33 protein-coding genes are annotated in these 25,897 nt (G+C 64.0%); 20 read left to right on the top strand and 13 right to left on the bottom strand.

What is annotated here, in order from left to right; all coding sequences use genetic code 11:
* The first annotated feature begins 1 nt into the window (after position 1).
* Complete coding sequence (locus GRZ55_RS07770; RefSeq protein WP_169286371.1) at positions 2-742, top strand: NUDIX hydrolase; 741 nt, start codon at positions 2-4, stop codon at positions 740-742.
* A 10-nt stretch (positions 743-752) separates the two neighbouring features.
* Entirely contained in the window at positions 753-1,937 is a 1,185-nt protein-coding gene (locus tag GRZ55_RS07765) for an MFS transporter (RefSeq protein WP_368856594.1), read from the top strand.
* Here the strand turns inward: GRZ55_RS07765 and GRZ55_RS07760 are convergent.
* On the bottom strand, positions 1,917-2,711 hold the full coding sequence (locus GRZ55_RS07760) for a hypothetical protein (RefSeq protein ID WP_169286326.1): 795 nt from the start codon (positions 2,709-2,711) through the stop codon (positions 1,917-1,919). The genes GRZ55_RS07765 and GRZ55_RS07760 overlap by 21 nt on opposite strands.
* 204 nt (positions 2,712-2,915) lie before the next feature.
* On the opposite strand from GRZ55_RS07760, the gene rpmG reads away from it, so the two are divergent.
* Entirely contained in the window at positions 2,916-3,083 is a 168-nt protein-coding gene (gene rpmG, locus GRZ55_RS07755) for a 50S ribosomal protein L33 (protein WP_169286325.1), read from the top strand.
* Positions 3,084-3,488: 405 nt separating this feature from the next.
* Here rpmG and GRZ55_RS07750 read toward each other — a convergent pair whose 3' ends face one another.
* Both GRZ55_RS07750 and GRZ55_RS07745 read right to left on the bottom strand, forming a co-directional pair.
* On the bottom strand, positions 3,489-4,862 hold the full coding sequence (locus GRZ55_RS07750) for a PleD family two-component system response regulator (protein ID WP_169286324.1): 1,374 nt from the start codon (positions 4,860-4,862) through the stop codon (positions 3,489-3,491).
* Positions 4,863-4,899: 37 nt separating this feature from the next.
* Positions 4,900-5,271: a response regulator gene (locus GRZ55_RS07745; RefSeq protein WP_169286323.1), complete on the bottom strand. Its 372-nt coding sequence runs from the start codon at positions 5,269-5,271 to the stop codon at positions 4,900-4,902.
* Between the two features lie 230 nt (positions 5,272-5,501).
* Here GRZ55_RS07745 and GRZ55_RS07740 point away from each other — a divergent pair, with 230 nt between their 5' ends.
* Complete coding sequence (locus GRZ55_RS07740; RefSeq protein WP_169286322.1) at positions 5,502-5,801, top strand: DUF3572 domain-containing protein; 300 nt, start codon at positions 5,502-5,504, stop codon at positions 5,799-5,801.
* A gap of 75 nt (positions 5,802-5,876) precedes the next feature.
* Entirely contained in the window at positions 5,877-7,181 is a 1,305-nt protein-coding gene (locus GRZ55_RS07735; RefSeq protein ID WP_169286321.1) for a DNA polymerase IV, read from the top strand.
* Between the two features lie 4 nt (positions 7,182-7,185).
* Here the strand turns inward: GRZ55_RS07735 and GRZ55_RS07730 are convergent, their stop codons facing one another.
* Positions 7,186-7,683, bottom strand: a complete 498-nt coding sequence (locus GRZ55_RS07730; RefSeq protein ID WP_169286320.1) for a hypothetical protein — start codon at positions 7,681-7,683, stop codon at positions 7,186-7,188.
* 222 nt (positions 7,684-7,905) lie between these two features.
* On the opposite strand from GRZ55_RS07730, the gene GRZ55_RS07725 reads away from it, so the two are divergent.
* From GRZ55_RS07725 to GRZ55_RS07715, 3 genes are all read left to right on the top strand, one after another.
* Complete coding sequence (locus GRZ55_RS07725) at positions 7,906-8,340, top strand: curlin (protein WP_169286319.1); 435 nt, start codon at positions 7,906-7,908, stop codon at positions 8,338-8,340.
* Between the two features lie 66 nt (positions 8,341-8,406).
* Entirely contained in the window at positions 8,407-8,787 is a 381-nt protein-coding gene (gene csgH, locus GRZ55_RS07720) for a curli-like amyloid fiber formation chaperone CsgH (RefSeq protein ID WP_210257257.1), read from the top strand.
* A gap of 173 nt (positions 8,788-8,960) precedes the next feature.
* Complete coding sequence (locus GRZ55_RS07715) at positions 8,961-9,380, top strand: curlin (protein WP_169286317.1); 420 nt, start codon at positions 8,961-8,963, stop codon at positions 9,378-9,380.
* Between the two features lie 7 nt (positions 9,381-9,387).
* Here the strand turns inward: GRZ55_RS07715 and dnaE are convergent, their stop codons facing one another.
* Complete coding sequence (gene dnaE / locus GRZ55_RS07710; RefSeq protein WP_169286316.1) at positions 9,388-12,864, bottom strand: DNA polymerase III subunit alpha; 3,477 nt, start codon at positions 12,862-12,864, stop codon at positions 9,388-9,390.
* A gap of 202 nt (positions 12,865-13,066) precedes the next feature.
* Between dnaE and GRZ55_RS07705 the strand changes: the two genes are divergently transcribed.
* Positions 13,067-13,297, top strand: a complete 231-nt coding sequence (locus GRZ55_RS07705) for a hypothetical protein (protein WP_169286315.1) — start codon at positions 13,067-13,069, stop codon at positions 13,295-13,297.
* Positions 13,298-13,704: 407 nt separating this feature from the next.
* Here the strand turns inward: GRZ55_RS07705 and GRZ55_RS07700 are convergent, their stop codons facing one another.
* The 3 genes from GRZ55_RS07700 to GRZ55_RS07690 form a co-directional block, all read right to left on the bottom strand.
* The gene (locus GRZ55_RS07700) at positions 13,705-14,055 is read right to left on the bottom strand and encodes a gamma-butyrobetaine hydroxylase-like domain-containing protein (protein WP_169286314.1); all 351 of its coding nucleotides are present in this window, start codon (positions 14,053-14,055) and stop codon (positions 13,705-13,707) included.
* Positions 14,056-14,153: 98 nt separating this feature from the next.
* A complete protein-coding gene (locus GRZ55_RS07695; RefSeq protein WP_169286313.1) occupies positions 14,154-14,543 on the bottom strand; it encodes a cupin domain-containing protein in 390 nt (129 codons plus the stop codon).
* Between the two features lie 11 nt (positions 14,544-14,554).
* On the bottom strand, positions 14,555-14,764 hold the full coding sequence (locus tag GRZ55_RS07690; protein WP_169286312.1) for a DUF4287 domain-containing protein: 210 nt from the start codon (positions 14,762-14,764) through the stop codon (positions 14,555-14,557).
* A gap of 165 nt (positions 14,765-14,929) precedes the next feature.
* Between GRZ55_RS07690 and GRZ55_RS07685 the strand changes: the two genes are divergently transcribed.
* The 7 genes from GRZ55_RS07685 to mobB all read left to right on the top strand — a co-directional run bounded on the left by GRZ55_RS07685 (position 14,930) and on the right by mobB (position 20,825).
* Positions 14,930-15,271 (top strand): helix-turn-helix transcriptional regulator, encoded by a 342-nt coding sequence (locus GRZ55_RS07685; RefSeq protein ID WP_210257256.1) that lies wholly within the window; start codon positions 14,930-14,932, stop codon positions 15,269-15,271.
* Positions 15,268-16,194, top strand: a complete 927-nt coding sequence (locus tag GRZ55_RS07680; RefSeq protein WP_169286311.1) for an SRPBCC domain-containing protein — start codon at positions 15,268-15,270, stop codon at positions 16,192-16,194. The genes GRZ55_RS07685 and GRZ55_RS07680 overlap by 4 nt, the downstream gene beginning before the upstream one ends.
* Positions 16,195-16,351: 157 nt before the next feature.
* Entirely contained in the window at positions 16,352-17,359 is a 1,008-nt protein-coding gene (moaA, locus tag GRZ55_RS07675) for a GTP 3',8-cyclase MoaA (RefSeq protein WP_169286368.1), read from the top strand.
* A gap of 157 nt (positions 17,360-17,516) precedes the next feature.
* Positions 17,517-18,437, top strand: coding sequence for a DMT family transporter (locus tag GRZ55_RS07670; protein WP_169286310.1), 921 nt, complete (start codon positions 17,517-17,519; stop codon positions 18,435-18,437).
* A gap of 3 nt (positions 18,438-18,440) precedes the next feature.
* On the top strand, positions 18,441-19,652 hold the full coding sequence (locus tag GRZ55_RS07665) for a multidrug effflux MFS transporter (RefSeq protein ID WP_169286309.1): 1,212 nt from the start codon (positions 18,441-18,443) through the stop codon (positions 19,650-19,652).
* Positions 19,653-19,662: 10 nt separating this feature from the next.
* Entirely contained in the window at positions 19,663-20,286 is a 624-nt protein-coding gene (gene mobA / locus GRZ55_RS07660) for a molybdenum cofactor guanylyltransferase MobA (RefSeq protein ID WP_368856593.1), read from the top strand.
* A complete protein-coding gene (gene mobB / locus GRZ55_RS07655; RefSeq protein WP_169286307.1) occupies positions 20,283-20,825 on the top strand; it encodes a molybdopterin-guanine dinucleotide biosynthesis protein B in 543 nt (180 codons plus the stop codon). Before mobA ends, mobB begins: the two co-directional genes overlap by 4 nt.
* A gap of 33 nt (positions 20,826-20,858) precedes the next feature.
* Here mobB and GRZ55_RS07650 read toward each other — a convergent pair whose 3' ends face one another.
* The 4 genes from GRZ55_RS07650 to GRZ55_RS07635 all read right to left on the bottom strand — a co-directional run bounded on the left by GRZ55_RS07650 (position 20,859) and on the right by GRZ55_RS07635 (position 22,148).
* On the bottom strand, positions 20,859-21,122 hold the full coding sequence (locus tag GRZ55_RS07650) for a DUF1488 domain-containing protein (protein WP_169286306.1): 264 nt from the start codon (positions 21,120-21,122) through the stop codon (positions 20,859-20,861).
* Positions 21,123-21,217: 95 nt separating this feature from the next.
* Positions 21,218-21,430 carry a hypothetical protein gene (locus GRZ55_RS07645; RefSeq protein ID WP_169286305.1) on the bottom strand — a complete coding sequence of 71 codons (213 nt, stop codon included), beginning with the start codon at positions 21,428-21,430 and terminating at the stop codon, positions 21,218-21,220.
* 152 nt (positions 21,431-21,582) lie between these two features.
* Positions 21,583-21,888, bottom strand: a complete 306-nt coding sequence (locus tag GRZ55_RS07640; RefSeq protein ID WP_169286304.1) for a hypothetical protein — start codon at positions 21,886-21,888, stop codon at positions 21,583-21,585.
* Complete coding sequence (locus GRZ55_RS07635; protein ID WP_169286303.1) at positions 21,885-22,148, bottom strand: hypothetical protein; 264 nt, start codon at positions 22,146-22,148, stop codon at positions 21,885-21,887. The genes GRZ55_RS07640 and GRZ55_RS07635 overlap by 4 nt, the downstream gene beginning before the upstream one ends.
* 654 nt (positions 22,149-22,802) lie before the next feature.
* Here GRZ55_RS07635 and GRZ55_RS07630 point away from each other — a divergent pair.
* The 4 genes from GRZ55_RS07630 (at position 22,803) to GRZ55_RS07615 (ending at position 25,365) form a co-directional block, all read left to right on the top strand.
* Entirely contained in the window at positions 22,803-23,195 is a 393-nt protein-coding gene (locus tag GRZ55_RS07630; RefSeq protein ID WP_169286302.1) for a hypothetical protein, read from the top strand.
* Between the two features lie 73 nt (positions 23,196-23,268).
* Positions 23,269-23,430, top strand: a complete 162-nt coding sequence (locus tag GRZ55_RS07625; RefSeq protein WP_169286301.1) for a hypothetical protein — start codon at positions 23,269-23,271, stop codon at positions 23,428-23,430.
* Positions 23,431-23,754: 324 nt separating this feature from the next.
* Positions 23,755-24,624, top strand: a complete 870-nt coding sequence (locus GRZ55_RS07620) for an NAD(P)-dependent oxidoreductase (protein WP_169286300.1) — start codon at positions 23,755-23,757, stop codon at positions 24,622-24,624.
* A 3-nt stretch (positions 24,625-24,627) separates the two neighbouring features.
* Positions 24,628-25,365 carry a DNA alkylation repair protein gene (locus GRZ55_RS07615; protein WP_169286299.1) on the top strand — a complete coding sequence of 246 codons (738 nt, stop codon included), beginning with the start codon at positions 24,628-24,630 and terminating at the stop codon, positions 25,363-25,365.
* Here the strand turns inward: GRZ55_RS07615 and GRZ55_RS07610 are convergent, their stop codons facing one another.
* Complete coding sequence (locus tag GRZ55_RS07610; RefSeq protein ID WP_169286298.1) at positions 25,366-25,857, bottom strand: Lrp/AsnC family transcriptional regulator; 492 nt, start codon at positions 25,855-25,857, stop codon at positions 25,366-25,368.
* Positions 25,858-25,897 lie beyond the last annotated feature (40 nt).

Below are 25,897 nucleotides of genomic sequence, written 5' to 3'. Positions count from 1 at the left end.
GATGGAGGGGATGACGCGGGCGGAGATCGACAAGGCCGAGAACAAGGACTTTGCTCTCGGCAGCGGGCCCAAGCGCCCGCGCGATGCCGCGACACTCATTCTCCTCGATCGCCAGGGTGGCGATATTCGTGTCCTTCTGGGCCGCCGCAGCCGCAAGCACGCCTTCATGCCGGGACGGTTCGTTTTTCCCGGCGGACGCACCGACCCTGCCGACAGTCGCGTACCGGTCGCGCGCGGGCTGCATCCTCAGGAAGAGGCCAAGATGATCGCCCGCGGGACCCGCGCCACCAGCGCGCGCGCGCGCGCCATCGCGCTTTCGGCCATCCGCGAGACCTATGAGGAAGCCGGACTTCTGATCGGCCGCCGGGCCGATTTCACGGCGCGGCAGGAAGGCTGGCAGGCCTTCTGCGAGCACGGCGTGGAGCCGGGCCTCGACGCGCTGCGTTTCGTGGCCCGCGCGATCACCCCGCCCGGACGCGTGCGCCGGTTCGATACGCGGTTCCTGGCCGCCTGGCGCGATGACGTGGCGGTCGCCCTGCCCGATGGCGGACCGACCCAGGAGCTGGAAGAGCTCTGCTGGCTGCCGATCGACGAAGCGCGCGAGGCGGAGGTGCCGACCATCACGCGCACGGTACTGGGCGATTTGAAAGCGCGGCTGGCCGTCGACCCCGAGCTCGCCCCCGGCGGCGAGGTTCCGTTCTACTATCTGCGCCGCAACCGCTTCCACCGCGACCTCCTCTAGGCGCCGTATCGTGACGGCGGCACCCACGCTTCCCGACAAAGACAGCCCCGACAGAATACGATGGCTCTCGATCGGCGCGGCCATCGCCTCTATCAGCGTTGTCGGCATGGCGCTGGGGCTCGGCATCCCGCTGCTGAGCGTCGTGCTCGAAAGCCGCGGCCATTCGGCCACCATGATCGGTCTCAACACGGCCTTCGCCGGCGTCGCCTCCATCATCGCGGCGCCCTTCGCGGCACCGCTCGCCAGCCGCTTCGGCGTGGCGGCGACCATGCTTGCCATGTCCCTGGCGGCGTCCGTCGCCTTCGTGGGCTTCTATGCGGCGGATGAATTCTGGATGTGGTTTCCGCTCAGGCTGGTCCTGCATTTCGCGATCACCGTTCTCTTCGTGCTGTCGGAATTCTGGATCACGGCAACGGCTCCGCCGGCAAAACGCGGGTTGGTGCTGGGCGTCTATGCGACCGTCCTGTCGCTGGGCTTTGCCGTCGGCCCCTGGCTCTTCTCGCAGCTCGGCAGCTCAGGCATCCTGCCATTCCTGGTGGCGGCCGGCATGGCCCTCCTGGCCGCGCCGCCGGTCGCGGCCGCCTGGCGCGAGAGTCCGGACATACGCGCCTCCAAGCCCAGCGCGCGCTTTTCGAGCTACATCTTCCTGGTACCCACCGCGACGGCGGCCGTCTTCGTCTTCGGCGCGGTTGAAACAGGGGGCTTCGCGCTCTTTCCCATCTACGGGTCCAGGCTCGGCTATACGGAAGCGGACGCAGCGCTGCTGCTGACGGCCATCGGACTCGGCAACGTCCTCCTGCAGATACCGCTCGGTCTTCTCAGCGACCGCATGCGCGACCGCCGGCATCTGCTGATGGCGTGCGCGGCTATCGGCCTCGTGGGAATGCTGATTCTGCCCTTCACCGCGGCGAGCTGGTACGGCACGGCCGCGCTGCTCTTCATCTGGGGCGGCGTGGTGGCTGGGCTCTACACGGTGGGACTCGCCCATCTGGGGTCCCGGCTGACCGGCCGCGACCTCGCCTCGGCCAATGCGGCCTTCGTGTTCTGCTATGGCGTCGGCATGCTGGCCGGCCCGCAGGCGATCGGGCTCGGCATGGACCTGTTCGGCACCCACGGCTTTGCCCATGTGCTGGCGGTGTTCTTCGTGGGCTTCATCGCGGTGGCAGCCTCGCGCCTAAAGCGCAGCGGCGGGTAGGAAGTCCGCAGCGTCGGTGAGCGGCAGGCTGCGCACCTCCTCGAAATCGATTCGAGCCGCGCCCACATAGGGATTGGCATGAAGCGCCAGGATAAAGAGGCTGACGGCTGCCGCCACGCTGAAGATCGTGACGGCGCGGCGGCCGCCGCGAGGTCGGTCGGCGTGGACGGCGGCCAGCGCGATCTGCGAGAGAAACGTCAGGAAGAACACCAGATACCATTTGTAGTCGGTGCGTGGCCCCAACCCCAGTGCAAGGCGCGCGCTGCGCGCATCCTGCAACTGGTCGAAATCGTCGCTCATCTTGGCCACGAGCGCATCCGGCGTGCCTTGGAGCGCCATGCGCACGATCTGCGTCCTGATCGCCTCTATGGCCAGGTCGGCATCCCTGTCGGGCCGTGCATTGCGATCCCTGCCCCATTCGCGGTCTCTCACCGCGTCCTTGTAGGCGCTCAGGCTGATCATGAGTTCCGGCTGGCCGAGCATGGCAGGCCCCGCGATACCCGCGATGCGGGCGATCGCCGACCGTTCCTCGGCAGCGGCATGGCGCGCCTGCGAATTGGCCGTCCAGATGTCGGCTGCGGCGAAGCCGAGCGCCAGGGCCCAGGCCGTCGTGATGGTGGCGGCAAAATTGGGCACGGGAAGCCAGCTGGCGGGAATCGGTCCATTGCGCGAGAAGAAGGCCAGCGCGACCAACGCCACCGCCTGGGTCAGCAGGCCGAACAGCAGAAAGACGCCCAGCAGCCAGCCGGGTTCCAGTGCAAAAATCTGAGCCATGCCGCTTCCCCTCTTGCCACGCCTAGGCACCTGACCCCCAATTACGCGGGAGGCGGTTAATATTCGGGTGACATGGTGAGTCCGAGCCCGGCTGGCGGACTTGACATTCGGCACGCATCGTTTATCTGTCGCGGCGAATTCCGCGGCTGGGACAACCACCCGCCACCAGCGGTACGTTTTCCAGATACATGACGGATAAGTCCCATGGCCAAGGCTACGACGATCAAGATCAAGCTTCTCTCGACTGCCGACACCGGCTTCTTCTACGTGACCAAGAAGAACAGCCGCACCATGACCGAGAAGCTGACCCAGCGCAAATATGACCCGGTCGTGCGCAAGCACGTCGAGTTCAAGGAAGCCAAGATCAAGTAATTTCGACCTTCGGTCGAATTGCGCGGCGCCGCCTTCGGGCGGCGTTTTCGTTTGGCGCGCCCGCCATCGCGTTGCGGCTTCATCTTTGACGTGCGGAAAAGCTCGGGAAAATGGGGGCCGGTCGGCGACTGGCCGCGGTACGAGGAGGCCACTAGTGCCAGCGCCGACCGACCGACCCCACGGACCCAGGAGATGCGGCGGACCTGAGCATCATGGGGTATCTTGCTGATCGCTAAAGGAACCTCAGCGATCCGTGGACGGACACTCGCGCAAGGCCCGGACAAAATCAACCGTTTCTTAACCAGAACGGATGGAAGCCTGCGGTTAAGGTAAATTTAACCATGCCGGCCAAGCTAAGCGGCCGCGCGACATTGTTCCCAATACTTCAGTCATGGGTTGCAGGTCTCAAGCGGCGTCGGCAACCACCCGGTTGCGGCCCGAGTTCTTCGCCTCGTAGAGCGCCTTGTCGGCCCGCTTCATGAGCGCCTCGACGGAATCGCCGGAATGCTTGATGCCGGAGACGCCGATGCTGATGGTGACCGACAGCGGTTCTGCCAGAGAGGAGACCACGAACGGCTTGTCGGCGATCTGGGCGCGGATCCGCTCGGCCACGATATTGGCCAGTTCGGGATCGGTGTCCGGCATGACCACCACGAATTCTTCCCCGCCGAAGCGGCATGCGAGATCGATGCCGCGCACGTTCTTGCGCAGCCTGGCAGCGAATTCCCGCAGAATCTCGTCGCCCGCGTCGTGGCCGTGGGTATCGTTGATCCCTTTGAAGCGGTCGATGTCCGTGATCATCAGCGATAGCGGTCGGCGGCGGTTCATGGCCCTGTCGAACAGCGTCTTCAGGTGGCTGTCGAGGTAGCGGCGGTTGTGGAGCCCCGTAAGGCCATCGGTGACCGCCATTTCGATCGTCTGGGTGACACTCTGGCGCAGATGTTCGTTGTAGCGCTTGCGGCGAATCTGCGTGCGCAGGCGCGCGAGCAGTTCCTGGCGGTCGATCGGTCGGATCACGTAATCGTTGATGCCGAGCTCCAGGCCGCGCAACAGGCGGTCCTCCTCACCCTCGTCGGCCAAGAGCACGATCGGAACGAAGCGGGTGCGGTCAAGCGTGCGCAACTGCGCGCAAAGGCGCAGGGGATCGAACTCGGCCAGGCGCGTCGAGATGAGAACGCATTCATGCTCGGCCTCGGCCGCCTCGAAGAAGCCCGACTGGGGATCCTTGGCGATGTTCAAATCACAGGCTTCCCGCAGCATGCGGGCGATCTGGCTGCTCGACGATTCCTGATCGTCGATCAGCAGAACCTTTGGCGTCCCCTCGTCGACCGCGCTGCGGCGCGACAGCAGTTCCTCAATGCCTATATTGCGCGTGGTGGAAGCCCGCAGGCGGAGCTCGTCGGTCAGCATCTTGAGCCTGACGAGGCTCTTGACCCGAGTCAGGAGCTGCAGGTCGTTCACGGGCTTGGTCAGGAAATCGTCCGCGCCGGCCTCGAGCCCGCGGACGCGATCCTGCACCTGGTCGAGGGCGGTGACCATGACCACGGGTATATGCGCGGTTGCCTGGTCGGCCTTGAGACGTCTGCAGACCTCGAAGCCATCCATTTCCGGCATCATCACGTCGAGAAGCACCACGTCGACGCGGCCGCTTTCGCAGATTTCGAGCGCATCCTTACCGCTGGAGGCGGTGAGAACCTCGTAATACTCGGCCAGCAGCCGCACTTCGAGCAGCTTCACATTGGCGGGAATGTCATCGACGACAAGGATGCGCGCGGTCATCTCGGGTGCGGGCTCCTGCGTTGGGCGAGACGGTTCATCATGCGTCCCCCAGATAGGACTTGATGGTCTCGATGAACTTGCCGACCGAGATCGGCTTGGAGATATAGGCTTCGCAACCACCCTGGCGAATGCGTTCCTCGTCTCCTTTCATGGCAAAGGCAGTAACGGCGATAACCGGAATGGTGTGGAGCTCGTCATCGTCCTTCAGCCATTTGGTGACTTCCAGCCCCGAGACCTCCGGCAGCTGGATGTCCATCAGGATCAGGTCCGGCTTGTTGGAGCGCGCCAGATCCAGCACCTCCAGCCCATTGCGGGTGCGAATGGTCTCGTAGCCGCTGGCCTCGATCAAGTCGCGAAAGAGCTTCATGTTGAGCTCGTTGTCCTCGACGATCATGACCTTCTTCGGCATGCTTCCACCCTGTTCGCCTGCGCTGCCGGAAATTGTTCGGGCACGCAAACTCAACCACCCATTGCACTCGTATAACATAGTAGCCGTATTTGATTGACGAAACGCAAACCCCCGAAGACGGGTCCGGACAAGGGCTCCGCCGGCCGGAGACTGGCGTCAGGCAAGAGCTGCGGCTATGACGCGGGTGATATTTCGCGGCACGACGGCAGAAACTGAACGGGACATTCCTGATGACACGCAACAAAGCCCCGACCGAGGCTGCCGAGTCCCTCGCGATTGCGGCGCTGGTCTTCATCGCTTCCGACGAAAAGCTCCTGCCACGCTTCCTGTCCATCACGGGGATCGAGGCGTCAGGGATACGAGAGGCGGCCCAAGAGCCCGGTTTCCTTGCCGGTGTCCTCGACTTCATCCTCGCGCATGAACCGACCTTGATGGCCTTCTGCGCGGAAAGCGCGCGCGACCCCGCCTCGGTCGCGGCGGCGCGCCGCCGCCTGCCTGGCGGCGAGGCATATTTCGAGACTTCCGTTTAGGGTCTCGCCTGCTTGTGAAGGCGGGGATCACTCGCTACGATCAGCGACGTTCCTGTATTGTTCAGGCCAGATACCATGCCTGCCGAGCCCCCGGTTGCCGCATTCTGTCGGGACTGCCTGACCAGTCAGGCGGCCGATGCTCGCCGTTGCACGGCTTGCGGCAGCCCGCGTCTGGTTAGGCATGGCGAGGTCGGACAGCTGTCCATCGGTCACGTCGACTGCGATGCTTTCTACGCGGCGATCGAGAAACGTGACAATCCCGCGCTCAAGGACAAGCCTGTCATCATCGGCGGCGGTCGGCGCGGCGTGGTTTCGACGGCGTGCTACATTGCGCGCATCAACGGCGTGCGCTCCGCCATGCCGATGTTCAAGGCGTTGGCAGCCTGTCCCGAAGCCATCATCATCAAGCCGAACATGGAAAAATATGCCGCCGTCGGCCGCGAGGTGCGCGAGATGATGCTGGCGCTGACGCCGCTGGTCGAACCGATCTCGATCGATGAGGCGTTTCTCGACCTCACCGGGACGGAGCGCCTGCATGGTGCGCCGCCGGCCAAGGTATTGGCGCGCTTCGCCGCGCGGGTGGAGAGCGAGATAGGCATCACCGTCTCCGTCGGCCTGTCCTACTGCAAGTTCCTCGCAAAGATCGCCTCGGACATGAACAAGCCGCGGGGGTTTTCCGTCATAGGCATATCGGAGGCGGTCGAATTTCTGGCGCCGAAGCCGGTCACGCTGATCTGGGGAATCGGCAAGGCCTTTGCGGCTACGCTGGAGCGCGACGGCATCCGGACGATCGGACAATTGCAGCGGCTCGAACTCGGCGAACTCATGCGCGCCTACGGAACCATGGGCAGCCGTCTCTACCACCTGTCTCGCGGCATCGACACGCGGCTGGTCAAGCCCGATCACGAGGCCAAGAGCGTTTCGGCGGAAACCACCTTCAACACGGACATTTCCGACCTCACGGAACTGACGTCGATCCTGCGGGCACTCTCGGAGAAGGTGTCGCGGCGACTGAAGAAGTCCGGCCTGGCGGGGCGGACGGTCGTCCTGAAACTGAAATCGGCGGATTTCCGCATTCGCACACGCAACCGCCAGTTGGGCGATGCGACGATGCTCGCTGACCGCATCTTCCGCACCGGGCTCGATCTCCTGAAGCGCGAGACGGACGGGACCCGCTACAGGCTGCTGGGCATTGGCGTCGGCGATCTGGTCGATTCGGAGACGGCCGATCCGCCCGACCTCGTGGACATCCAGGCGAGGAAGCGCGCCCTGGCGGAGGGCGCCTTCGACCGCGTGCGCGAAAAATTCGGGCAGTCCGCGCTGGAGACGGGTTACACCTTCGGCCGGCAGACGCGGCCGCAGCGCGACGAGGACGCCTGAGGCGTCACTGTCTTTCCAGTTCCAGTGCCGCTGTCACGACGGGTTCGCCCGTGTCGGGGTGGGGCTCGATTGTCGTCAGGGTCATGCGGCCATCGCCCGCGTTGGCGAGCGACATGCTGGCGGGGGGATGGCCTCGCCATTCGAGCGTGAGCTCGAGGCCTGTTCCGCTGCGCGCGCCCTGAAGCTGGCCGGGCCCGCGCCGCGAGCCGACATAGGTGCCCGCATAGCCGCCCTCGACCACCGCCAGTTCCGCAGCCACCTCACGGGTGAACAGGATCATGCCGGTGCAGCTCCCATCCAGGGAGGCTGAATTCTCTCCCGAAGTTCCGTCCAGACGACACGTCACGTTCACGGGATCGTCTTCAGGTGAAAGGCGTACCTGTCCGCCGCCCGACCAACTGCCGGAAAAGCTCTCCAGGAACGCGGCCTCGCTCGCGTGAAGGGATGAGTGGGCTGTCAAGACAAGGGCAGCGGCGGCGCAGAGGGGGATCATTCGTTTCATGGTCACTCCGGTCAGATGGAACTCTTCCCAACTCAACACGGGAAGGCGGCAGGCGTGCCGTCGGCTGGCGCACGTTCGCAGACAGGCTGAAACCTCCCGTTATCTGCCGGCACCGGTCGCATGAATGCCGGGTGAATGCGGGGTTCAGTCACCGTTCCGGATCAGGGGCCTAGAAAGCGGACATCGACATCGCGGGCCGCCCGCACACAAGGAGAGAGAAACATGAACCGCACCGCCCTCATCAGCGCCGCTCTCGCAGGCCTCGTCGCCTTCACTTCGGTCCCCGCTTTCGCCAACGACATCAACATCCGTCAGTATGGTTGGGCGCATTCGTCCGGCGGCGAGCAGAATGGCTGGCGCAACCGGATCGGCATCCACCAGGACGGCCGCCGCAACAGCGCCACAGCCCACCAGAACGGCCGCAGCAACGTCGCCGCGATCGGCCAGGACGGGCGCCGCAACGCCGCCACCACGATCCAGACGGGTCGCCACAACGCTGCCGGCCTGGCGCAGTTCGGTTCCCAGCACCAGGGCATGATCGTCCAGGACGGCAACGGCAACATCGCCGCCGGCGTGCAGGTCGGACGCAATTGCGACGGCTTCGTCTCGCAGTCCGGCCGGGGCAACGTCGCCGCCTTCGTCCAGACCTGCAACTGATCTCCAGGCACCTCGTGGGGAGGGTACGCCCCTCCCCCAGCCGCAACCGAACAAAGGGGAAGTGAGATGATGAACGCAATTGGCCTGGGGCGCGCGGCGCTCCTACCTGCTGCCCTCGGGCTCGCGCTCGCCGGCTGCAGCGCGGTGGCGGGTTCGGGAAGCGCGAGCGCCGAGCCGCTGCGCTGCGAGATCGTCGCGAAGTCCGCTGGCGGCTCGACGCGCCTGGAAGCCGTCGCCCATGCCGACAAGGCGGTGCATGGCCGCTACACCTTCCGCGTAGCCAGCGGCGGCGCATCGGGTAGCTCGACGATCCAGCAGGGCGGCGAGTTCGAAGCCGGTCCCGGGCGATCCTCGACGCTCGGCTCGGCATCCTTCGGCGGCTCCTACAATGCCAAGCTGGAACTGGTCGCCGATGGCCGCAACGTCGGTTGCGAGCGACGCGGCTGAACCCTCAGCCATGAAATGCTTGCCAAGGGGCTTCGGTGCAGACCGGAGCCCCTTCTTCGTTCCAGGCGCGCAAGATGAATGACGGCTAAACGTGCCGTTCCGCATCGGTTCAAGCGGCCTGAGGCATAACCGTTTGCAGAAGCAACACATAGACGCAGCAAGGGATCGCCATCATGAATCGCAAGCTCTCCGCCGCCATCGCCGCCAGCCTGATCGCCCTCGGCGCTATGCCCGCCCTCACCGGCGCGGCCGAAGCCAGCAGCCGCGGCTCGTTTTCGATCTCCATCAATCCCACCAACGCCGAGGAAGAGCGCCTCATGCGTGCGGGTCTGGGCATCTATTCCCTGGTTCAGGGCGTGCGCAGCGCCTCGCAGATCCGCCAGCACGGCGCCAACAACAGCGCCGGCATTGCCCAGCACGGGCGCAACAATGGCGCCATCGTCCACCAGGAAGGGCGCGGCCACAACGGCACCGTCCAGCAGAACGGCAACAACAACCGCTACGGCCTGTTCCAGTTCGGCCGCGGGACCAATGGCCACGTCGTGCAGAACGGCAATGGCGGCACTGGCGCGACCTTCCAGTTCGGGTGGTAAACCGCGCCTACACCAGTTCGACTTCGACCACGCCGGGGACCGCGCGCAACGCGGACGCGATCTCCGGCGTGAGGCGGTAGCGGTCCGGCAGTTCGATCTCTACCTCGCCATGCCCGCCTTCCTTGATGACGACCAGACTGACCTGCCCTTCGCCGCGCTGGCCAAGCCGGGTCGACAGCGCCGGTACGGGCTGCGGATCACGCAGATAGATGCGCAGCGCCTGCTGCACGCGGCTGGCCTCCTCTTCCAGCGACTGGACAGTCTGGATGCGGAGATTGACACCTTCCGGCCGGTCCTCGGCAGCGACGGTGACGACGACCGCGGTGCCGACCTCCAGAAGGTGGCGGTACTGAGCCAGAGTCTCTGAAAACATCACCGCCTCGTACTGGCCGGACGAGTCCGACAGTTGCAGCACGCACATCTTGTTGCCGGTTCGCGTCTTGCGCTCCTGGCGCGAGGTGATGGTGCCGGCCAGCCGGCCGGCCGAGGCACCGCGCTTCACCGCGAGCTGGAACTCGCCCCATCCCTGGACGCGCATCTTCTGCAATGTGGCGCGGTATTCATCGAGCGGGTGGGCGGAGAGATAGAAGCCGATCGCCTGGAACTCGCGATGCAGCGTCTCGGCGGGAAGCCACGGCTCGACATTGGGCAGGTAAAGCTTCTCGGGTTCGGCGCCGAGGGCGGCACCGAAGATGTCTGACTGGCCACTGGCGGCATTGTCCTGGGCCCGGCTTGCCATGCCCATCATCCGGTCGAGACCGGCCATCAGCGTCGCCCGCGCGTGGCCGAAGCAGTCGAAGGCGCCCGCGGCAATCAGGCTCTCGAACACCCGCTTGCCCACGATTCGCGGGTCGATGCGCGAGCAGAAATCCTCCAGGCTCTCGAACTGTCGTTCCTTGCGCACCGCCACGATATGATCGACGGCTGCCTCGCCGACACCCTTGAGGGCTGCCAGCGAATAGAAGATGCGCTTGTCGTCGACCTCAAAATCGCGATGGCCGGTCAGCACTGATGGCGCCTCGACGGCGATGTCGAGACGCAGGGCGTCCGAGCGAAAATCGTTCAGCTTGTCGGTGTTCGACATGTCGAACGTCATCGAGGCGGCCAGGAACTCGGTCGGATAGTGCGCCTTCAGATAGGCGGTGTGGTAGGACACCAGCGCATAGGCCGCCGCGTGCGACTTGTTGAAGCCGTAATCGGCGAACTTCGCCAAAAGGTCGAAGATGAAATTCGCCTGCGGCTTGGCCACGCCGCGTTCCACCGCCCCGTCGACGAAGCGCACGCGCTGCTTGTCCATCTCGGCGCGGATCTTCTTGCCCATGGCGCGGCGCAGAAGGTCGGCTTCGCCGAGCGAATAGCCGGCCAGTTCCTGCGCGATCTGCATCACCTGCTCCTGGTAAACGATGACGCCCTGCGTCTCCTTCACCAGATGGTCGATCTTGGGATGGATGGAGGCGATCTCCTCCTCGCCATGCTTGCGGGCGTTGTAGGTCGGGATGTTCTCCATCGGACCGGGGCGGTAGAGCGCCACCAGCGCGATGATGTCCTCCAGGCAGTCGGGCTTCATGCCGATCAGCGCCTTGCGCATGCCGGCCGATTCCACCTGGAAGATGCCGACCGTCTCGCCGCGCGACAACATGGCGTAGGTTTCCGCGTCATCGAGCGGCACGTGGGCGAGATCGATGTCGATGCCGCGCCGACGGATGAAGCGTACGGCCTTCTCCAGCACGGACAGCGTCTTGAGGCCGAGGAAGTCGAACTTCACCAGCCCCGCCTGCTCGACCCATTTCATGTTGAACTGGGTGACCGGCATGTCGGAGCGCGGGTCTCGATACATCGGAACCAGTTCCCACAGCGGCCGGTCGCCGATCACGATGCCGGCGGCGTGAGTGGAGGCGTGGCGATAGAGACCTTCGAGTTTCTGTGCAATGTCGAGCAGGGTCTGGACGACCGGCTCCTTCTCCACCTCTTCGGCAAAGCGCGGCTCGGCCTCGATGGCGTCCTTGAGCTTGACGGGATTGGCCGGGTTGGCCGGCACCATCTTGCAGAGCCGATCGACCTGGCCATAGGGCATCTGCAGCACGCGGCCGACATCGCGCAGCACCGCTCGCGCCTGCAGCGTTCCGAAGGTGATGATCTGGCCGACCTGATCGCGGCCGTATTTTTCCTGAACGTAGCGGATCACCTCCTCGCGACGTTCCTGGCAGAAATCGATGTCGAAATCCGGCATCGAGACGCGCTCGGGATTGAGGAAGCGCTCGAACAGCAGCGAGAAGCGCAGCGGGTCGATGTCGGTGATGGTGAGCGCATAGGCAACCAGAGAACCTGCACCCGAACCGCGGCCCGGCCCGACCGGAATGTCGTGCTGCTTGGCCCATTTGATAAAGTCGGCAACGATCAGGAAGTAGCCGGGAAACTTCATCCCGACGATGATACCAAGCTCATGCTCCAGCCGCTCGCGGTATTCGTCCTCGGTATGGCCGCTCGCAAGACCGTATGAGGCGAGCCTCCGCTCAAGCCCCTCGCGCGCCTGCCGGGAAAGCTCCTCCGCCTCGGCTTTGAGCGCCGCCTCCTCGTCATCCGTCTCGCCGCCGGCGAAGCGCGGCAGGATGGGGTCGCGCGTGCCGACATAGAAGGAACAGCGCCGCGCGATCTCCACCGTGTTGTCGATCGCCTCCGGCAGATCGGCAAAGAGCGTCACCATCTCGGCCTGGCTCTTGAGGTGATGATCCGGCGTCAGCCGGCGCCGCTCGTCCACGGCGACCACGGAGCCTTCCGCGATCGCCATCAGCGCGTCATGGGCGTCATAGTCGGCGGCGGTGGGGAAAAAGGCCTCGTTGGTGGCCACCAGCGGCAAATCGTGACGATAGGCGAGTTCGACGGTGGCCGCCTCGATCGACTGGCTGTAGCGGCGATGGCGCTGCAACTCCACATAGAGCCGGTCGCCGAAGAGCGCCTTGAGGCGCAGAAGCCGTGCCTCGGCGATCTCGGGGCGGTCTTCGCCGAAGGCTCGCCCGATCGGGCCACCCGGACCTCCCGTCAGGCAGATGAGTCCATCCGTCTTTCCCTTCAGCCATTCCTCCGTGACATGCGGCGGATCACCCGCCGGGATCTCCAGGTAGGCCTGGCTGACCAGATGAACGAGATTGGCATAGCCTGCTTCGGTCGCAGCAATCAGGACCAGCGGCGATAGTCCGGCGCCAGGCCGTCTGGCACCGCGGCCGCCCGACGTCAGGACTTCCTCGAAAGCGACATCGAGCTGGCAGCCGACTATGGGCTGGATCCCTGCCTTCAGGGCATATTGGGAGAACTCCAGCGCTCCGAAGAGGTTATTGGTATCCGTGATGGCGATGGCCGGTGCGCCATCCTGCGTGGCATGGGCGATCACCTTTCCCGCCGGCAATGCGCCTTCCAGCAGCGAATAGGCCGAATGCACCCTCAAATGGATGAAGAGCCTGTCGCGCTTGCTCTGGCTGACGGTCATCTGAAATGCCTTGAGTCTGGAGATTCGAGTTCGTCCGCATTGTTCGGCAACGCAAGTTCGATGTCCACCGTCGCGCGTCTAATCCCGGGGGACGAACGGCCTTAAGGTTCCGCTAACCACGTCGCCGACTGCCGCTATGTGACGTAACGTAATACGCCTATCGTCACTTTGGAGGACGGGCTTGAACGCAGGGATCAAGGCAATGTCCAATCGCTTTGTGGTAGACCTGACAGGCGTGAAGCTTACCAAGGATCAGAGCAAGCAGATCGAAGCCAACATCCAGAAGGCGGTGATCGGCTCCCTTGCCGATCTTCGGCTTGAATCGGATTTCCGGCTCCGCTTTCCCCATGAATGGGTGGGGCTGATCATCAATCCGGATTTCGGTCCGCTCGCCGATCTCGACAAGAAGATCCGGGAACAGATCAGGTTCTGAGACAGGGCCATGAGCAAGAACGCGATGCCCGCGCCGCAGAGCGCGGGCCTTTCCTGCCCGAGCGCTCCCGCCACGCCGGGGGCCGTCATGATCGGTATCGTCGGGGACGACGGGATGGTTCACCCACTGGCCCGCCCTTTGCCCGTCGATATGGATTTCGTCGAGTCAGCCTCCCGTCACGGGCCGCCCGAGGCGCGATTCCGCTTTTCGAACAGCTGCGTTGAAGGGGCGTGCCAGCAATGGACAGGCCGCTCCTGCGGGATCGTTGCCAAGGTTCTCGACCATCTCGACAGGCAGGTCGAAATCGCACCGACCGATATCCCGCGCTGCTCGATCAGGGCGACCTGCCGATGGCATGCCGAACGCGGCTTCGCGGCATGCCGCGCCTGCCTCTATGTGGTAACGGATCAGTCTCGCGAGAGGCCTGCAGCAGCAAGCTCGTCGAGATAGGCCTGCCAGCGTGCGTCCTTGTCGCGGCCGAGTTCGAGCAGATAGACCCAGGTGAAGATACCGGTGTCGTGTCCATCATCGAAGCGAACGCGGATCGCGTAATTGCCCGTGGGCTCCAGTGCGGCGATCGCAACGTTGCGCTTGCCGGGCACGGTGACGCGTTCCTCGGGAGCATGCCCCTGCACCTCGGCCGATGGCGACATGACGCGTAGCATTTCGGCCGGCAGTTCGAACGTGCCGTCGGCCACGAAAGTGACGGTCAGTGTCCGGCGATCCTTGGAGACGCGCAGTTCCTTGGGTGTGCTCATCATGCTCGCCATGGCTTCGGATTGTCGCCGTTGGTATCCGAGCCGCGCGCAGGTGGCAACGGCTCACGCGCCCGCTGCCGAACCACAGACGCTCGGCCTCAATCGAGATCGGTCTGTATCCAGCGGGGCGAATGATGGATGTCGATCGTCTGCAGCCGCCCGGGTCCCATATTCTCGAAGCGGTGGGGAACGCCTGCGGGCCCGAGAACCGCTTCGCCGGCGCCGGCCTCGACAACCTCGTCGCCGACGAAAAATCTTGCGCGTCCCGCAATGACAACAAACGTCTCGTCATAGGGGTGGACGTGGAGCCGCGGACCTTCGCCCGGTGTGTCGTTGCCGTAGGCGAGCACCGTCACCGTCCCGCCGATCGCCTCCCCGGCGAGCGAACCGCGCCACGCCCCTTCCCTGGACGGATCGAACAATGTTGCCTTGGCGGCCTTCCTGCCATCGGGCCTCACTGTTTCGGGGTCGAAATCCCTGCGCGCCATCGCCTGCCCCCCTAGCGCCTGTCTTCACGCAGCGTGTCGGCCACCAGCGCATTCGCGTGTCCGTGACCCAGCCCGTGTTCCTGCTTCAGCCAGGTGACCAGTTCCATGTGCTTCGTCACCGGTGCGGATCGGATCAGGGCCTTCCATTCGGTGATCGGACGCCCGTATTTCGCCTCGATCGAGGGGAAATACGAAGCGGGTCCCTTGATGCCGTCAGCCATGTTTTTTCCCTCGGCGAATTGTCAGGCGCAAGCTGAATCCGGAACCCCGCGACTGTCAACGGCGGCTTCCCGTCTCTCCTGCCATGCGTGCTGTCACCGAAAATACTTAGCCACTTGGTGAAGTTTTCGCTTGCACCGCCGTCAAATCCGATGATAGTTAGCTATATGGCTAAGCATTATCACGAACTCTCGCTGCTCTTTCACGCGCTCGCAGACCCGACCCGCCGGTCGATCCTGACGAGTCTTGCCGAGAAAGCAGCGCGGGTGACGGATTTGGCGGGCCCAACAGGGCTGAAACTGCCAACAGTGATGCGGCATCTCTCCGTCCTTGAGGAGGCGGGCTTGATAAGCACGTCGAAGGACGGGCGCATACGCACCTGCGCCCTCGTGCCGGAGGCACTGGACCCTATGCGGACATGGCTCGACGAGCAGCGGGCCATCTGGGAGGCCAGGCTGGATCGGCTGGATGCATTCGTGATGGACGTGATGAAGGAAAGCGACAAATGACACAGGCTACGGCTGACAGCCGCGCGGTTGATGCGGCGAACGAGTATGAAATGACCCGCTTTGCGACTCTGACTTTCGAACGCGAGATAACCGCGCCGGTATCCACTTTGTGGCATGCCTGGACCGATCCCGCGGCGCGGGCCGTCTGGGCCGCGCCAACGCCCGCGGTCACCGTCGAGTTCATCGAGGCCGACACCAAGGTGGGCGGGCGCGAGATCTCGCTGTGCAAGGTTGAGGGCCAGCCCGACATCAGATGCGAGAATGGCTGGCTGGTGCTGCAGCCGGAAAAGCGCAGCGTGAATTACGAGATGATCTCCTGCGAAGGCGTGACGCAATCGGTTGCCCTGGTGACCGCGAATATGTCGGGCACGGCTGAAAGCAGCCGCCTGATCGTGACGGTACAACTCTCCTCGCTGGCCGAAGACATGGAGGAAGGTTACCGCCAGGGTTTCGGCGCGGGGCTCGCCAATCTCGCGGGCGTTGCGGAGAGAACCATGATCCTGCAACGGGTCATACAGGCACCCAGATCGGTCGTGTGGGGCGCCTGGATGAACGCCGAGACGCTGCCGCGGTGGTGGGGACCGGACGGCTTCTCCTGCCGCACGCAAAGGATCGACCTGCGCGCGGGCGGCGAGTGGGTCTTCGACATGATCGGCCCCGACGGCACTGTCTTCCCGAACCACCACCTCTACCACGAGGCGCGGCCCGAGCAGCGGCTCGCCTATTCGCTGCTTTGGGGCGAAAACGGTCCAAAACATGCGGATGCCTGGGCGAGTTTCGAAGATGTGGACGGGGCGACAAGGGTGACGCTCGGCATGGTGTTCAGCACGACCGACGATTGCCGGAAAGCCATGGAGATGGGTGCCGTGGAACTGGGATACCAGACGCTCGGCAAGCTCGAGCATTTCATCAAGATGCGTTGAAGCCGTGCCTTCCGCAGATGTGGCGTCGGGGGCAACCGTGCCCCTGATACCCCTTTGCCGGAGCCGCTCCCCGATGCTAGTTTGTCCGCGACCCTTGAAATTGCCGCTGCGCGGACCGAGATCGGGGACGAGGAGCAGGCCAGACCCCATGACCCCAATGCCCATTCCGACCAGCATGATCGACCCGTTCGGGCGCTCGGTCAGCTATCTGCGCGTGTCGGTCACCGACCGTTGCGACTTTCGCTGCACCTATTGCATGGCGGAAGACATGACCTTCCTGCCCAAGAAGGATCTGCTCAGCCTCGAGGAACTCGACCGGCTGTGCACGGTGTTCGTCGAAAAGGGCGTCCGACGTCTGCGCCTGACCGGTGGTGAACCGCTCGTGCGCAAGAACATCATGCATCTCGTCCGCCAGCTTTCGCGCCATCTCGCGTCTGGCGCGCTGGAAGAGCTGACGCTGACCACCAACGGATCGCAGCTCTATCGTTTCGCAGACGAGCTCGCCGATTGCGGGGTGCGCCGCATCAACGTCTCGATGGATACGCTCGACCCCGACAAGTTCCGCGCAATCACCCGCTGGGGAGACCTTTCACGGGTGATGGAGAGCATCGAGGCGGCCGAGCGCGCCGGCTTGAAGATCAAGATCAACGCAGTAGCGCTGAAAGGCTTCAACGACACCGAAATACCCTCGATGATCGAATGGGCACATGGGCGGGGTATGGACATGACGGTGATCGAGACCATGCCGATGGGCGAGATCGACGCCGACCGCACAGACCAGTATCTGCCGCTTTCCCAGCTGCGGGCGGAACTGGAGCGCCGCTATACGCTGACCGACATTCCCTTCAAGACGGGCGGTCCGGCGCGTTATGTCGAGGTCGCGGAGACAGGCGGGCGGCTCGGCTTCATCACGCCGATGACACACAATTTCTGCGAGAGCTGCAACCGCGTGCGGCTGACCTGCACCGGCACCCTGTATATGTGCCTCGGCCAGGACGACGCGGCCGATCTGCGCCACTCGTTGCGTGCCTCGGAGGGCAACGAACTTCTGTCCAACGCCATCGACGAGGCGATCGGGCGCAAGCCGAAAGGCCATGACTTCGTCATCGACCGCCGCACGAAGCGCCCCGCCGTCTCCCGCCACATGAGCGTCACGGGCGGGTAGACCCCAGGCATATTCTCGAAGCCTGCGGCGCGCTCTGGCCGACCGGACCGGCCGCGGCGTCGTTGGCCTAGCATTACGACGCACGTGCCGATTGATATGTCAGGCCGCGCGCCCTAAACCCGTTACTTCACATATCAAGAAAACTTCCGGAAACGCCTTGCCTCTCTCGCCCAATCTGCGCGGCGCATTGTTCATGTCCATCTCGATGGCGGGCTACACGCTGAATGACGCGCTTATAAAGCTCGTCCTGGCCGACATGAACTTCGGTCAGGTCATGCTCGTGCGCGGAATTTTTGCGAGTGGGTTGATTGGGGTGTTTGCGTGGCACCATGGTGCGGTGCGGCTGCCGCGCGAGATGCTGCATCCGATGGTTGCGCTGCGCGTGGGGGCCGAGGTGTGTGCGACACTCTGCTTCATCGTGGCGCTGGCCTATCTGCCGCTTGCCAATATCGCGGCCATCATGCAGGCCCTGCCGCTGGCGGTCACGATGGGCGCCGCGCTCTTCCTGGCCGAACCGGTGGGCTGGCGGCGCTGGCTGGCGATCCTGATCGGATTCGGCGGGGTGATGATCATCGTGCGCCCGGGCTTCGAGGGCTTCGACGCCTTCTCGCTGCTGGCGCTCATGGCCGTCGTCTTCGCGGCCATCCGTGACATCGCCACCCGCCGCATTCCCGACCACATCCCGTCCCTCCTCATCTCCACCGCGACCAGCGTGGCGGTGACGCTCGTCGGTGGCGTGCTCATGATGCCGCTCGGCGGCTGGAGCCCCATGACCTTGGAGACGACGGGACTTCTGATCGGCGCGGCGGTGCTGCTCCTGTTCGGCTACCATTTCATCATCACGGCCATGCGGAGCGGCGAAATCTCGTTCGTTGCGCCCTTCCGCTACACCGCGTTGATCTGGGCGATGGTCGCCGGCTATCTGATCTTCGCCGAGGTGCCCGACTTCGCCATGATCGTGGGCGCGCTGGTCATCGTGTGCTCCGGGCTCTACACGCTCTACCGCGAGCGCAAGGTTGCTGGCGCGCAGCCCGCGGCCAAGACGACGGGGCCGCGCATGGCGCCGGACGGAACCTGAAGCATGAACATGACCCCCAGACGCCTCACGGCAGCCACCCCGCCCCATATCGTCACCCTCGTGATGGCCGCATCGGTGGGCGCGCTCGCGATGAACGTATTCCTGCCGTCGCTGCCCAGCATCGCCCGCTACTACGAGGCCGACTACCGCGTCGCACAGCTTGCCGTCTCGCTCTACCTCGTTGCCACGGCCTGCCTGCAACTCGTCATCGGCCCGGCATCGGACCGCTTCGGCCGCCGACCGGTCATGCTGTTCTGCTTCGTGATCTTCCTCGTCGGCACGATTGCGGCGATCTATGCGCCCACCATCGAACTCTTCCTGGCCTGCCGCTTCCTGCAGGCCTTCTCGGTCGCCGGCCTGGTCCTGTCGCGGGCCATCGCGCGCGACACGGTCGGGCCCGACGATGCGGCCAGCAAGATCGGCTATATCACCATGGGCATGGCGCTTACGCCGATGGTGGCACCGATGATCGGCGGTGTCCTGGACCAGCTCTATGGCTGGCATTCCACCTTCCTGCTGATCTTCGCCTTCGGCATGGTGAGTTTCATCATCGTGCTGCTCGATCTCGGCGAGACCAACCCGCAGCGATCATCCTCCATGCTGGCCCAGGCGAAGGCCTATCCCGAGCTGCTGACATCGCGCCGTTTCTGGGGCTATTCGCTGTCGGCGGCCTTTGCGTCAGGCTCCTTTTTCGCGTTTCTCGGCGGCGGGCCTTTCGTGGCGAGTGAGATCCTGGGACTGCAGCCGGCCGAATACGGGCTCTATTTCGGGCTTTTGTCGGGCGGTTATCTGATCGGTAATTTCATCTCCGGCCGCTATGCGCGAAGGATCGGGGTCAACCGCATGATGGTGGCGGGCGGCGTGTTTTCCTCGATCTGCCTGGCCGGCGGCATCATGCTGTTCGCCTTCGGCTATACGCATCCGCTCGCCTTCTTCATGCCGGTGGCACTGATGGGTCTGGGCAACGGTATGACGCTGCCCAGCGCGAATGCGGGCATTGTCAGCGTGCGACCGCATCTGGCCGGCAGCGCCTCCGGGCTCGGCGGCGCGCTGCAGATCGGCGGCGGTGCCGGGCTGGCCACGCTGGCCGGCTCGCTGCTGACGCGCGAAAGCGGCGCCGATCCCCTCTTGTGGGTGATGGCGATCTCGGCCGTACTGTCGGTGGTGACGACGCTTTATGTGGTCCATGTCGCCCGCAAGGTCGGGGAGGTTTGACCAACACGCCGTGACGCAGGATCGCGACATCGCAGGGCTGGTTCTGGCGGGCGGCGCGGGGCGGCGCATGGGCGGCGCCAACAAGGCGCTGGTGTCTCTCGCCGCGCGGCCGTTGATCGCCCATGCGATCGACCGCTTCGCGCCGCAGGTGGGGGCGCTCGCCATCAGCGCCAATCGCGACGCCGGGCGTCTTTCCGATTTCGGCCTTCCTGTCCTCGCCGATCGCGATCCGCGCCTGCTGGGGCCGCTGGCGGGCATTCTGGCGGGGCTGGAATGGGCAGCGGACACCGGCGCCTCACATCTCGCCACAGTCGCTGCCGACACCCCCTTCACGCCCCGCGATCTTGTCGCCCGGCTTGCCGCGGGTACCGGGACCTCGCCGCAAGCAATCGCGCTGGCCGTATCGGGCGGGCGAACGCATCCGGTGTTCGGGCTGTGGCCGGTCTCGCTGGGCGAGGCGCTCGCAAACCATCTCGAAAACGACCGCGACCGCAGCGTGATGGCCTTCGCCAGAGCTCACGGAATGTGCGGCGTTGACTTTCCCATCGATGACGGACGAGACCCCTTCTTCAACGTCAACACGCCGGACGAGTTGGACGAGGCACGCCGCATCCTGGAGGCGGACACGCAATGACGCAGCGCATTATCGGGGTGGCGGGCTGGAAGAACTCCGGGAAGACGACACTCGTCGAGCGGCTGGTGGGCACTCTGTCGGCGCGCGGCTACAGCGTGGCGACGGTCAAGCATGCGCATCATTCCTTCGACATCGACCACGAGGGCACCGACTCCTTCCGCCACCGGGCAGCGGGGGCTGGCGAAGTGGCGATCGTTTCGGGCCGGCGCTGGGCGCTCGTGCACGAGATCGGTGAGGAGGAAGACGAGCCCGGACTCGACGAGATCCTGGCCCGGCTTTCGCCCTGCGACATCGTCATCGTGGAAGGCTACAAGCGCGAGGGGCACCAGAAGATCGAGGTGCGCCGGCGCGATGCCCACGACACGGCTCCGCTGGCGCCGGACGATCCCACCATCGTGGCGATCGCGTCCGACCATCCCCTTCAGAGCGAGGGGCAGCCCGTCTTTGATCTCGACGATATTGGAAAGATTGCCGATTTCATCGAGAAGGCGTGTGGCTTGGCAGCCCCCTCGGGCCGGGCCAGCTCTCTCGACACATAGAATGTCCGCGGCCCAACCCAGGTCCGGGATCGGCTAGCGGAAATCGCCAGCGGTCAAGGTGTAGGATTTGCGGCGGCCGTGCGAATAGGCTTCGCGCGCGACATCAAGAATCGTCTTCCGGGCCGCATCGAAGGCCGCAAGAAAATCGCGTTCGGACGGCACAGCCTGTTTCAGCTTGGCCAGCGCAGCCGCCTCGACAAAGAACGGAATCTCGAACATGCCATCATGGCCGGTGAAGCGCACACCCTTGCGTTGCTCGTCGAAGCTGCGGCTCGGATTGGGAAACTGAAGGGTCATGATCAGGGCTCTTTCTGTTGGAACTCAAGGGCACCGGCAAGTCGGCGGCACCGGCAAAGTCGGCACGCCGCCCGCCGGGACCGCCTGGCGATTGCTCAGCCTTCGATATCGCCGGCGTAGAGCGTCGCGCCTGCCGTATCCATGATCGTCATCGCATCAGGACGCTGCGGCATGTCGAGACTCTGTGCGAGGCGACTGGCGAGTTCGATGGCGCTTTCGACATTGGCGGCCTCCGTGATCTCCCGACCCACGATGGCGTGCGCGTCATCCGCATCACGGGTCCGGTAGAATTCGATCACGATCTTCATCAAGCTTGCCTGTCCTCGGCAAAGACGATGGCGCTCAGGGCTTGCCTTTTGCGCGCGGCGCATTGGCGTTTGCCGCGGTCTTGATCTGGTTGGCGAACGTGGTCTCGGGTGGCGGAGCCCCCTTCTCCTGCTTCGGCTTCCTGATCTCTTTGTTACTTCGTTTCTGTCCCTTGGCCACGGCCGAAAGTCCTTTCCATCAATGAGGAATCCGTTTGCGCATTGATGACGAGCTCAAGATCTTCCTGGGTCGTCACGCGCTCATGGCGCTCTTCTTCGTTACGGATGCGATACTGGGGCGAATTGGCCCTCGCCGGCAGCTTCGCGGTGATCTCGAAGATGTTTGTCGGCATCAAACCAAAACCGGCCTTGAACCTCACTCTCTGTCCAACGGCAAAGGCGTGGGGGGCATCCTCGCGGAGTGATCGGGCATTACGCTGCCCTGTCGATACTGTTGTCATTCTTGTTCCTTGTCTTTCTGGAGAGCGGCGTCGAGATCGGCCGGCACGACCGGCACCATCTGGTGGATCGGACTGGCGGTTCCCAAGGCCGGCAGGTGGACGAAAGAGCCGGTGCGACGCCATGCAAGGCGCGACGCCGTCTCGATCAATTCCTCATCCTGATCCACGCGATATTCGCCGGCGGGCTGCGGCGCGTCGAAACCGGGGAGCAGGAAGGGCGAAGTGAAGCGGGCCACCGTGTGTGTCGTGCGAACTGTCATGATCAGATACCTCCGCTGGCAGCCGTCAAACTGCTCCCCGCCTTCTCCCCGTCCTTTACCGACGGGCATCCCGATTCACGCTCGGCGCAACAGGCTCCGAACCGTTCACGATTCGGACAGCCATCGAGCCACAGTACCGGCACTATGCTCGCCGTCGAAAATTTCAGGACAAATGGCGGGCCATCTTCGACGTGTGACGTCAAACAGGAAGGCCATCTTTGATCGAAGATAAGCCTTCAAGCCTTTCAAGGCAAGTCGCATCGGCTTTTTATTTGTCGTCTAGCCCACGCAGATAAAATTGCCAAAAAAAGATCACCAACGGATACATCGCGTGAAAAAACAGTTTTTGCATTTCTGCCAAAAATCTCTTTTCCGTGATCTGAAAAACATTCAGGCAATTTCCCAACTATTTGTGGCAATCCTATCATTGAGGTGGAAAAGGCGCTACAAGTACAGAGTCGCTCCGCATCTGGAGCACGCCCCGAATGTCCGCGTCCATGCGGTCGCGTCATCATCCGTCGCGGAGCATGCGTCAGGAGATCCGGGCCAGACGACGCCCATCCCTAGATGCAAGCCGAAATCGCCGATGGGCCTCAAACTTCCGCGTGACACCAATGTCACTCGATCGTCGTCCAATCAGGCAGGAGCCTATTCATGGCCGTACAGAACAGCAGCAAGACGTCGCTGAAACAGCGCTGGGACGACTATCAGCCGACAAAATCCCTCCTTGCCTGGGCATGCGTCGGCGCCGCCGTCGCCACAATGTTCATCGGGTTCACGTGGGGCGGCTGGGTAACCGGCGGCACATCACGTGATCTTGCGTCCACGGCAGGATCTACGGCGCACAGCGAACTGGCGAGCAATATCTGCGTCGAGCGGTTCCAGGCAGCCCCAGGTTCCGCGGCCCGCCAGGCCGAATTTCAGGCCATCACCAGTGTCTCGGCAAGACGCCAGTTCATCGAAGCCGGAGGATGGGCCACGATGCCGGGAGAAGCGCGACCGGACAGGCGCGGTGCTGAAAGCTGCGCGGTCGCACTCGCGGCCTGATGGGCAACCGTTCTCAATGGATGCAGCCCGGCATTTCCCGGCAGCGTCCCTTCTACCGACAGGAGTTCGACCGGTGATCACCTTCACGAAAAAGACCGCGCCCGCGCAAGAGCCCAGCAAAGGGCAGGACAACCGCTTCGAGCAGATTCGCAAGACCGCGAAGGAGCAGCACAAGGCGTCCGACGCCGATGCAGCGCTGCGCCGCAAGGCGGCCCAAGAAGACCGTCTGGTCTGATCCCAACCGCTGCGAATGCAAAGGCTAGACTCGATGAGATACAGAGACCGCATCAGGACCGACCCATCGCTCTGGCTGCTCCTGCTGATGATGGGCGGCATCGGCCTTGCCATACTCTTCGTGGTTCTGACGAGCATCACGTTCTGACCAGGCCGCGCATATCGAGCCGCGACTGACCCAGGTCCGGGCGTGCTCCGCGGCCGTGTGCATGCCGCGAATCGGCGGAGTCGAGGCTGGCGGGTTGCAGCCCGTCCCCACATGGGCAAAATGGGCCCTGTGCGCGGGGCCGATAGGGTGCGCCCCAAGGCGGGATAGGAGGCAGTGATGGCGAGAGTGGCGTTTTTGGGTCTGGGCGTGATGGGCTATCCGATGGCCGGTCACCTGAAGAACAAGGGCGGCCACGAGGTCACCGTCTACAACCGGACCACCGCAAAGGCGGAGAAATGGGCGGCTGAGCATGGCGGAGGCTTCGCCGCCACGCCGGCGGAAGCTGCCGCCGACAAGGATTTCGTTTTCGCCTGCGTAGGCAATGACGACGATCTGCGCGCCGTCACGCTCGGCCCGGAGGGCGCGTTCTCCGCCATGAAGAAGGACGCTGTCTTCATCGACAACACAACGGCCTCGGCTGAGGTCGCGCGCGAACTGGACGCGGCCGCGAAGGCGGCGGGTTTCGGTTTTATCGATGCCCCGGTGTCGGGCGGCCAGGCGGGCGCGGAGAACGGCGTGCTGACGGTGATGTGCGGCGGCGACCAAGCGACCTTCGACAAGGCAAGGCCGATCATCGATTCCTATGCGCGCATGGTCGGGCTGATGGGGCCTGCCGGTGCGGGACAGCTTACCAAGATGGTCAACCAGATCTGTATCGCCGGCCTGCTTCAGGGCCTGTCGGAGGGCATCCACTTCGGCAAGAAGGCCGGCCTCGATATCGGCAAGGTGATCGACGTCATCTCCAAGGGCGCCGCCGGTTCCTGGCAGATGGAGAACCGCTACCAGACGATGAATGACGGCAAATACGATTTCGGCTTTGCCGTCGACTGGATGCGCAAGGACCTCGGCATCTGCCTGGAGGAAGCGGACAATAACGGCGCGAAGTTGCCGATCGTCGCCCTGGTCGACCAGTTCTACAAGGAAGTGCAGGAGATGGGCGGCAAGCGCTGGGACACCTCTTCCCTGCTGGCACGGCTGGAGAGATAGGCCGTGTCCGGTCTCGGGCCGTCCTCCACGGCAGAAGAGATCGTCGACCATCTGCGCGCCATCGGCTCGGCGGAAAACCGGGCCGGCATGGCACGCTACGGCATCAAGGCCGACCATGCCTTCGGTATCTCCCAGGCCGATTTGCGCAAGCTTTCCAAGCTCCTGAAGAAAAACCATGACAGGGCGATTCAGCTGTGGGAGTCCGGCTGGCGGGAAGCGCGCGTCCTTGCCGCGCTGACGGCCGAACCCAAGAAACTCACGCGGGAACAGGCGCGACGCTGGGCCGACGATTTCGATTCCTGGGACATTGTCGACACGGTCGGCGATATCTTCGTCGACACGCCCTATTGGCTGGAACTGATCGATCAGTTCGCCGACGACGAGCGCGAATTCGTGCGCCGCGCCGCCTTTGCCATGATGGCCTGGGCCAATGTGCCGAGGAAGAAGGTGTCGGAGGCGGTGTTGATGACCTTCTTCCCGCTGATCGAACGCCATGCCACCGACCCGCGCAATTTCGTCAAGAAGGCGGTCAATTGGGCGCTGCGACAGACCGGCAAGAATTCGACGAGCCTGCATGCCATAGCGCTCGCACTGGCGCGAAAGCTGGCCGAAAGCGATGACAAGACCGCGCGCTGGATCGGCAAGGATGCGGCCCGTGAACTCGGCGCGGAAAAGACGCTCGCGATGGTGGCGAAGCGCGACGAGATGGCGGCGCGCAGAAGGTCGCGCCGCGGGCACTGATCACGCCGCCTTTTCCTCGCCCCCCTTATCGAGCACGAGATAATCGAGCGGCATCTCGGTCGTGTATTTGATCTGCTCCATGGCGAAGGAGGAGGACACGTCGCGGATCTCGATCTTGGCGATCAGCCGCTTGTAGAAGGCGTCATAGGCGGCGATGTCGGGCACGACCACGCGCAAGAGGTAATCGATGTCGCCGCTCATGCGGTAGAATTCGACGACCTCGGGAAATTCCTGAATGACTTCCGAGAAGCGGCGCAGCCATTCATGGCTGTGCGAATTGGTGCGGATCGAGACGAAGACGGTGACGCGGGCGTTGATCTTGACGGGATCGAGCAGCGCGACGCGCTTGCGGATGACGCCCTCTTCCTCGAGCTTCTGGATGCGCCGCCAGCACGGCGTCGTCGACAGGCCGACCTTCTTGGCGATGTCGGCCACGGCCAGGGTGGAGTTTTCCTGCAGGAGGCGCAGGATCTTCCTGTCCAGTCGGTCCATTTCTCGAGTCCTTCACGCAAATTTTTGCCACTATTTCACC

The sequence above is a fragment of the Chelativorans sp. ZYF759 genome (assembly GCF_012911015.1).
In the GTDB taxonomy this organism is placed as follows: Bacteria; Pseudomonadota; Alphaproteobacteria; order Rhizobiales; family Rhizobiaceae; genus ZYF759.
Note: the sequence above shows the minus strand (reverse complement) of the source record. Positions and strands in the feature narration are given on the sequence as shown.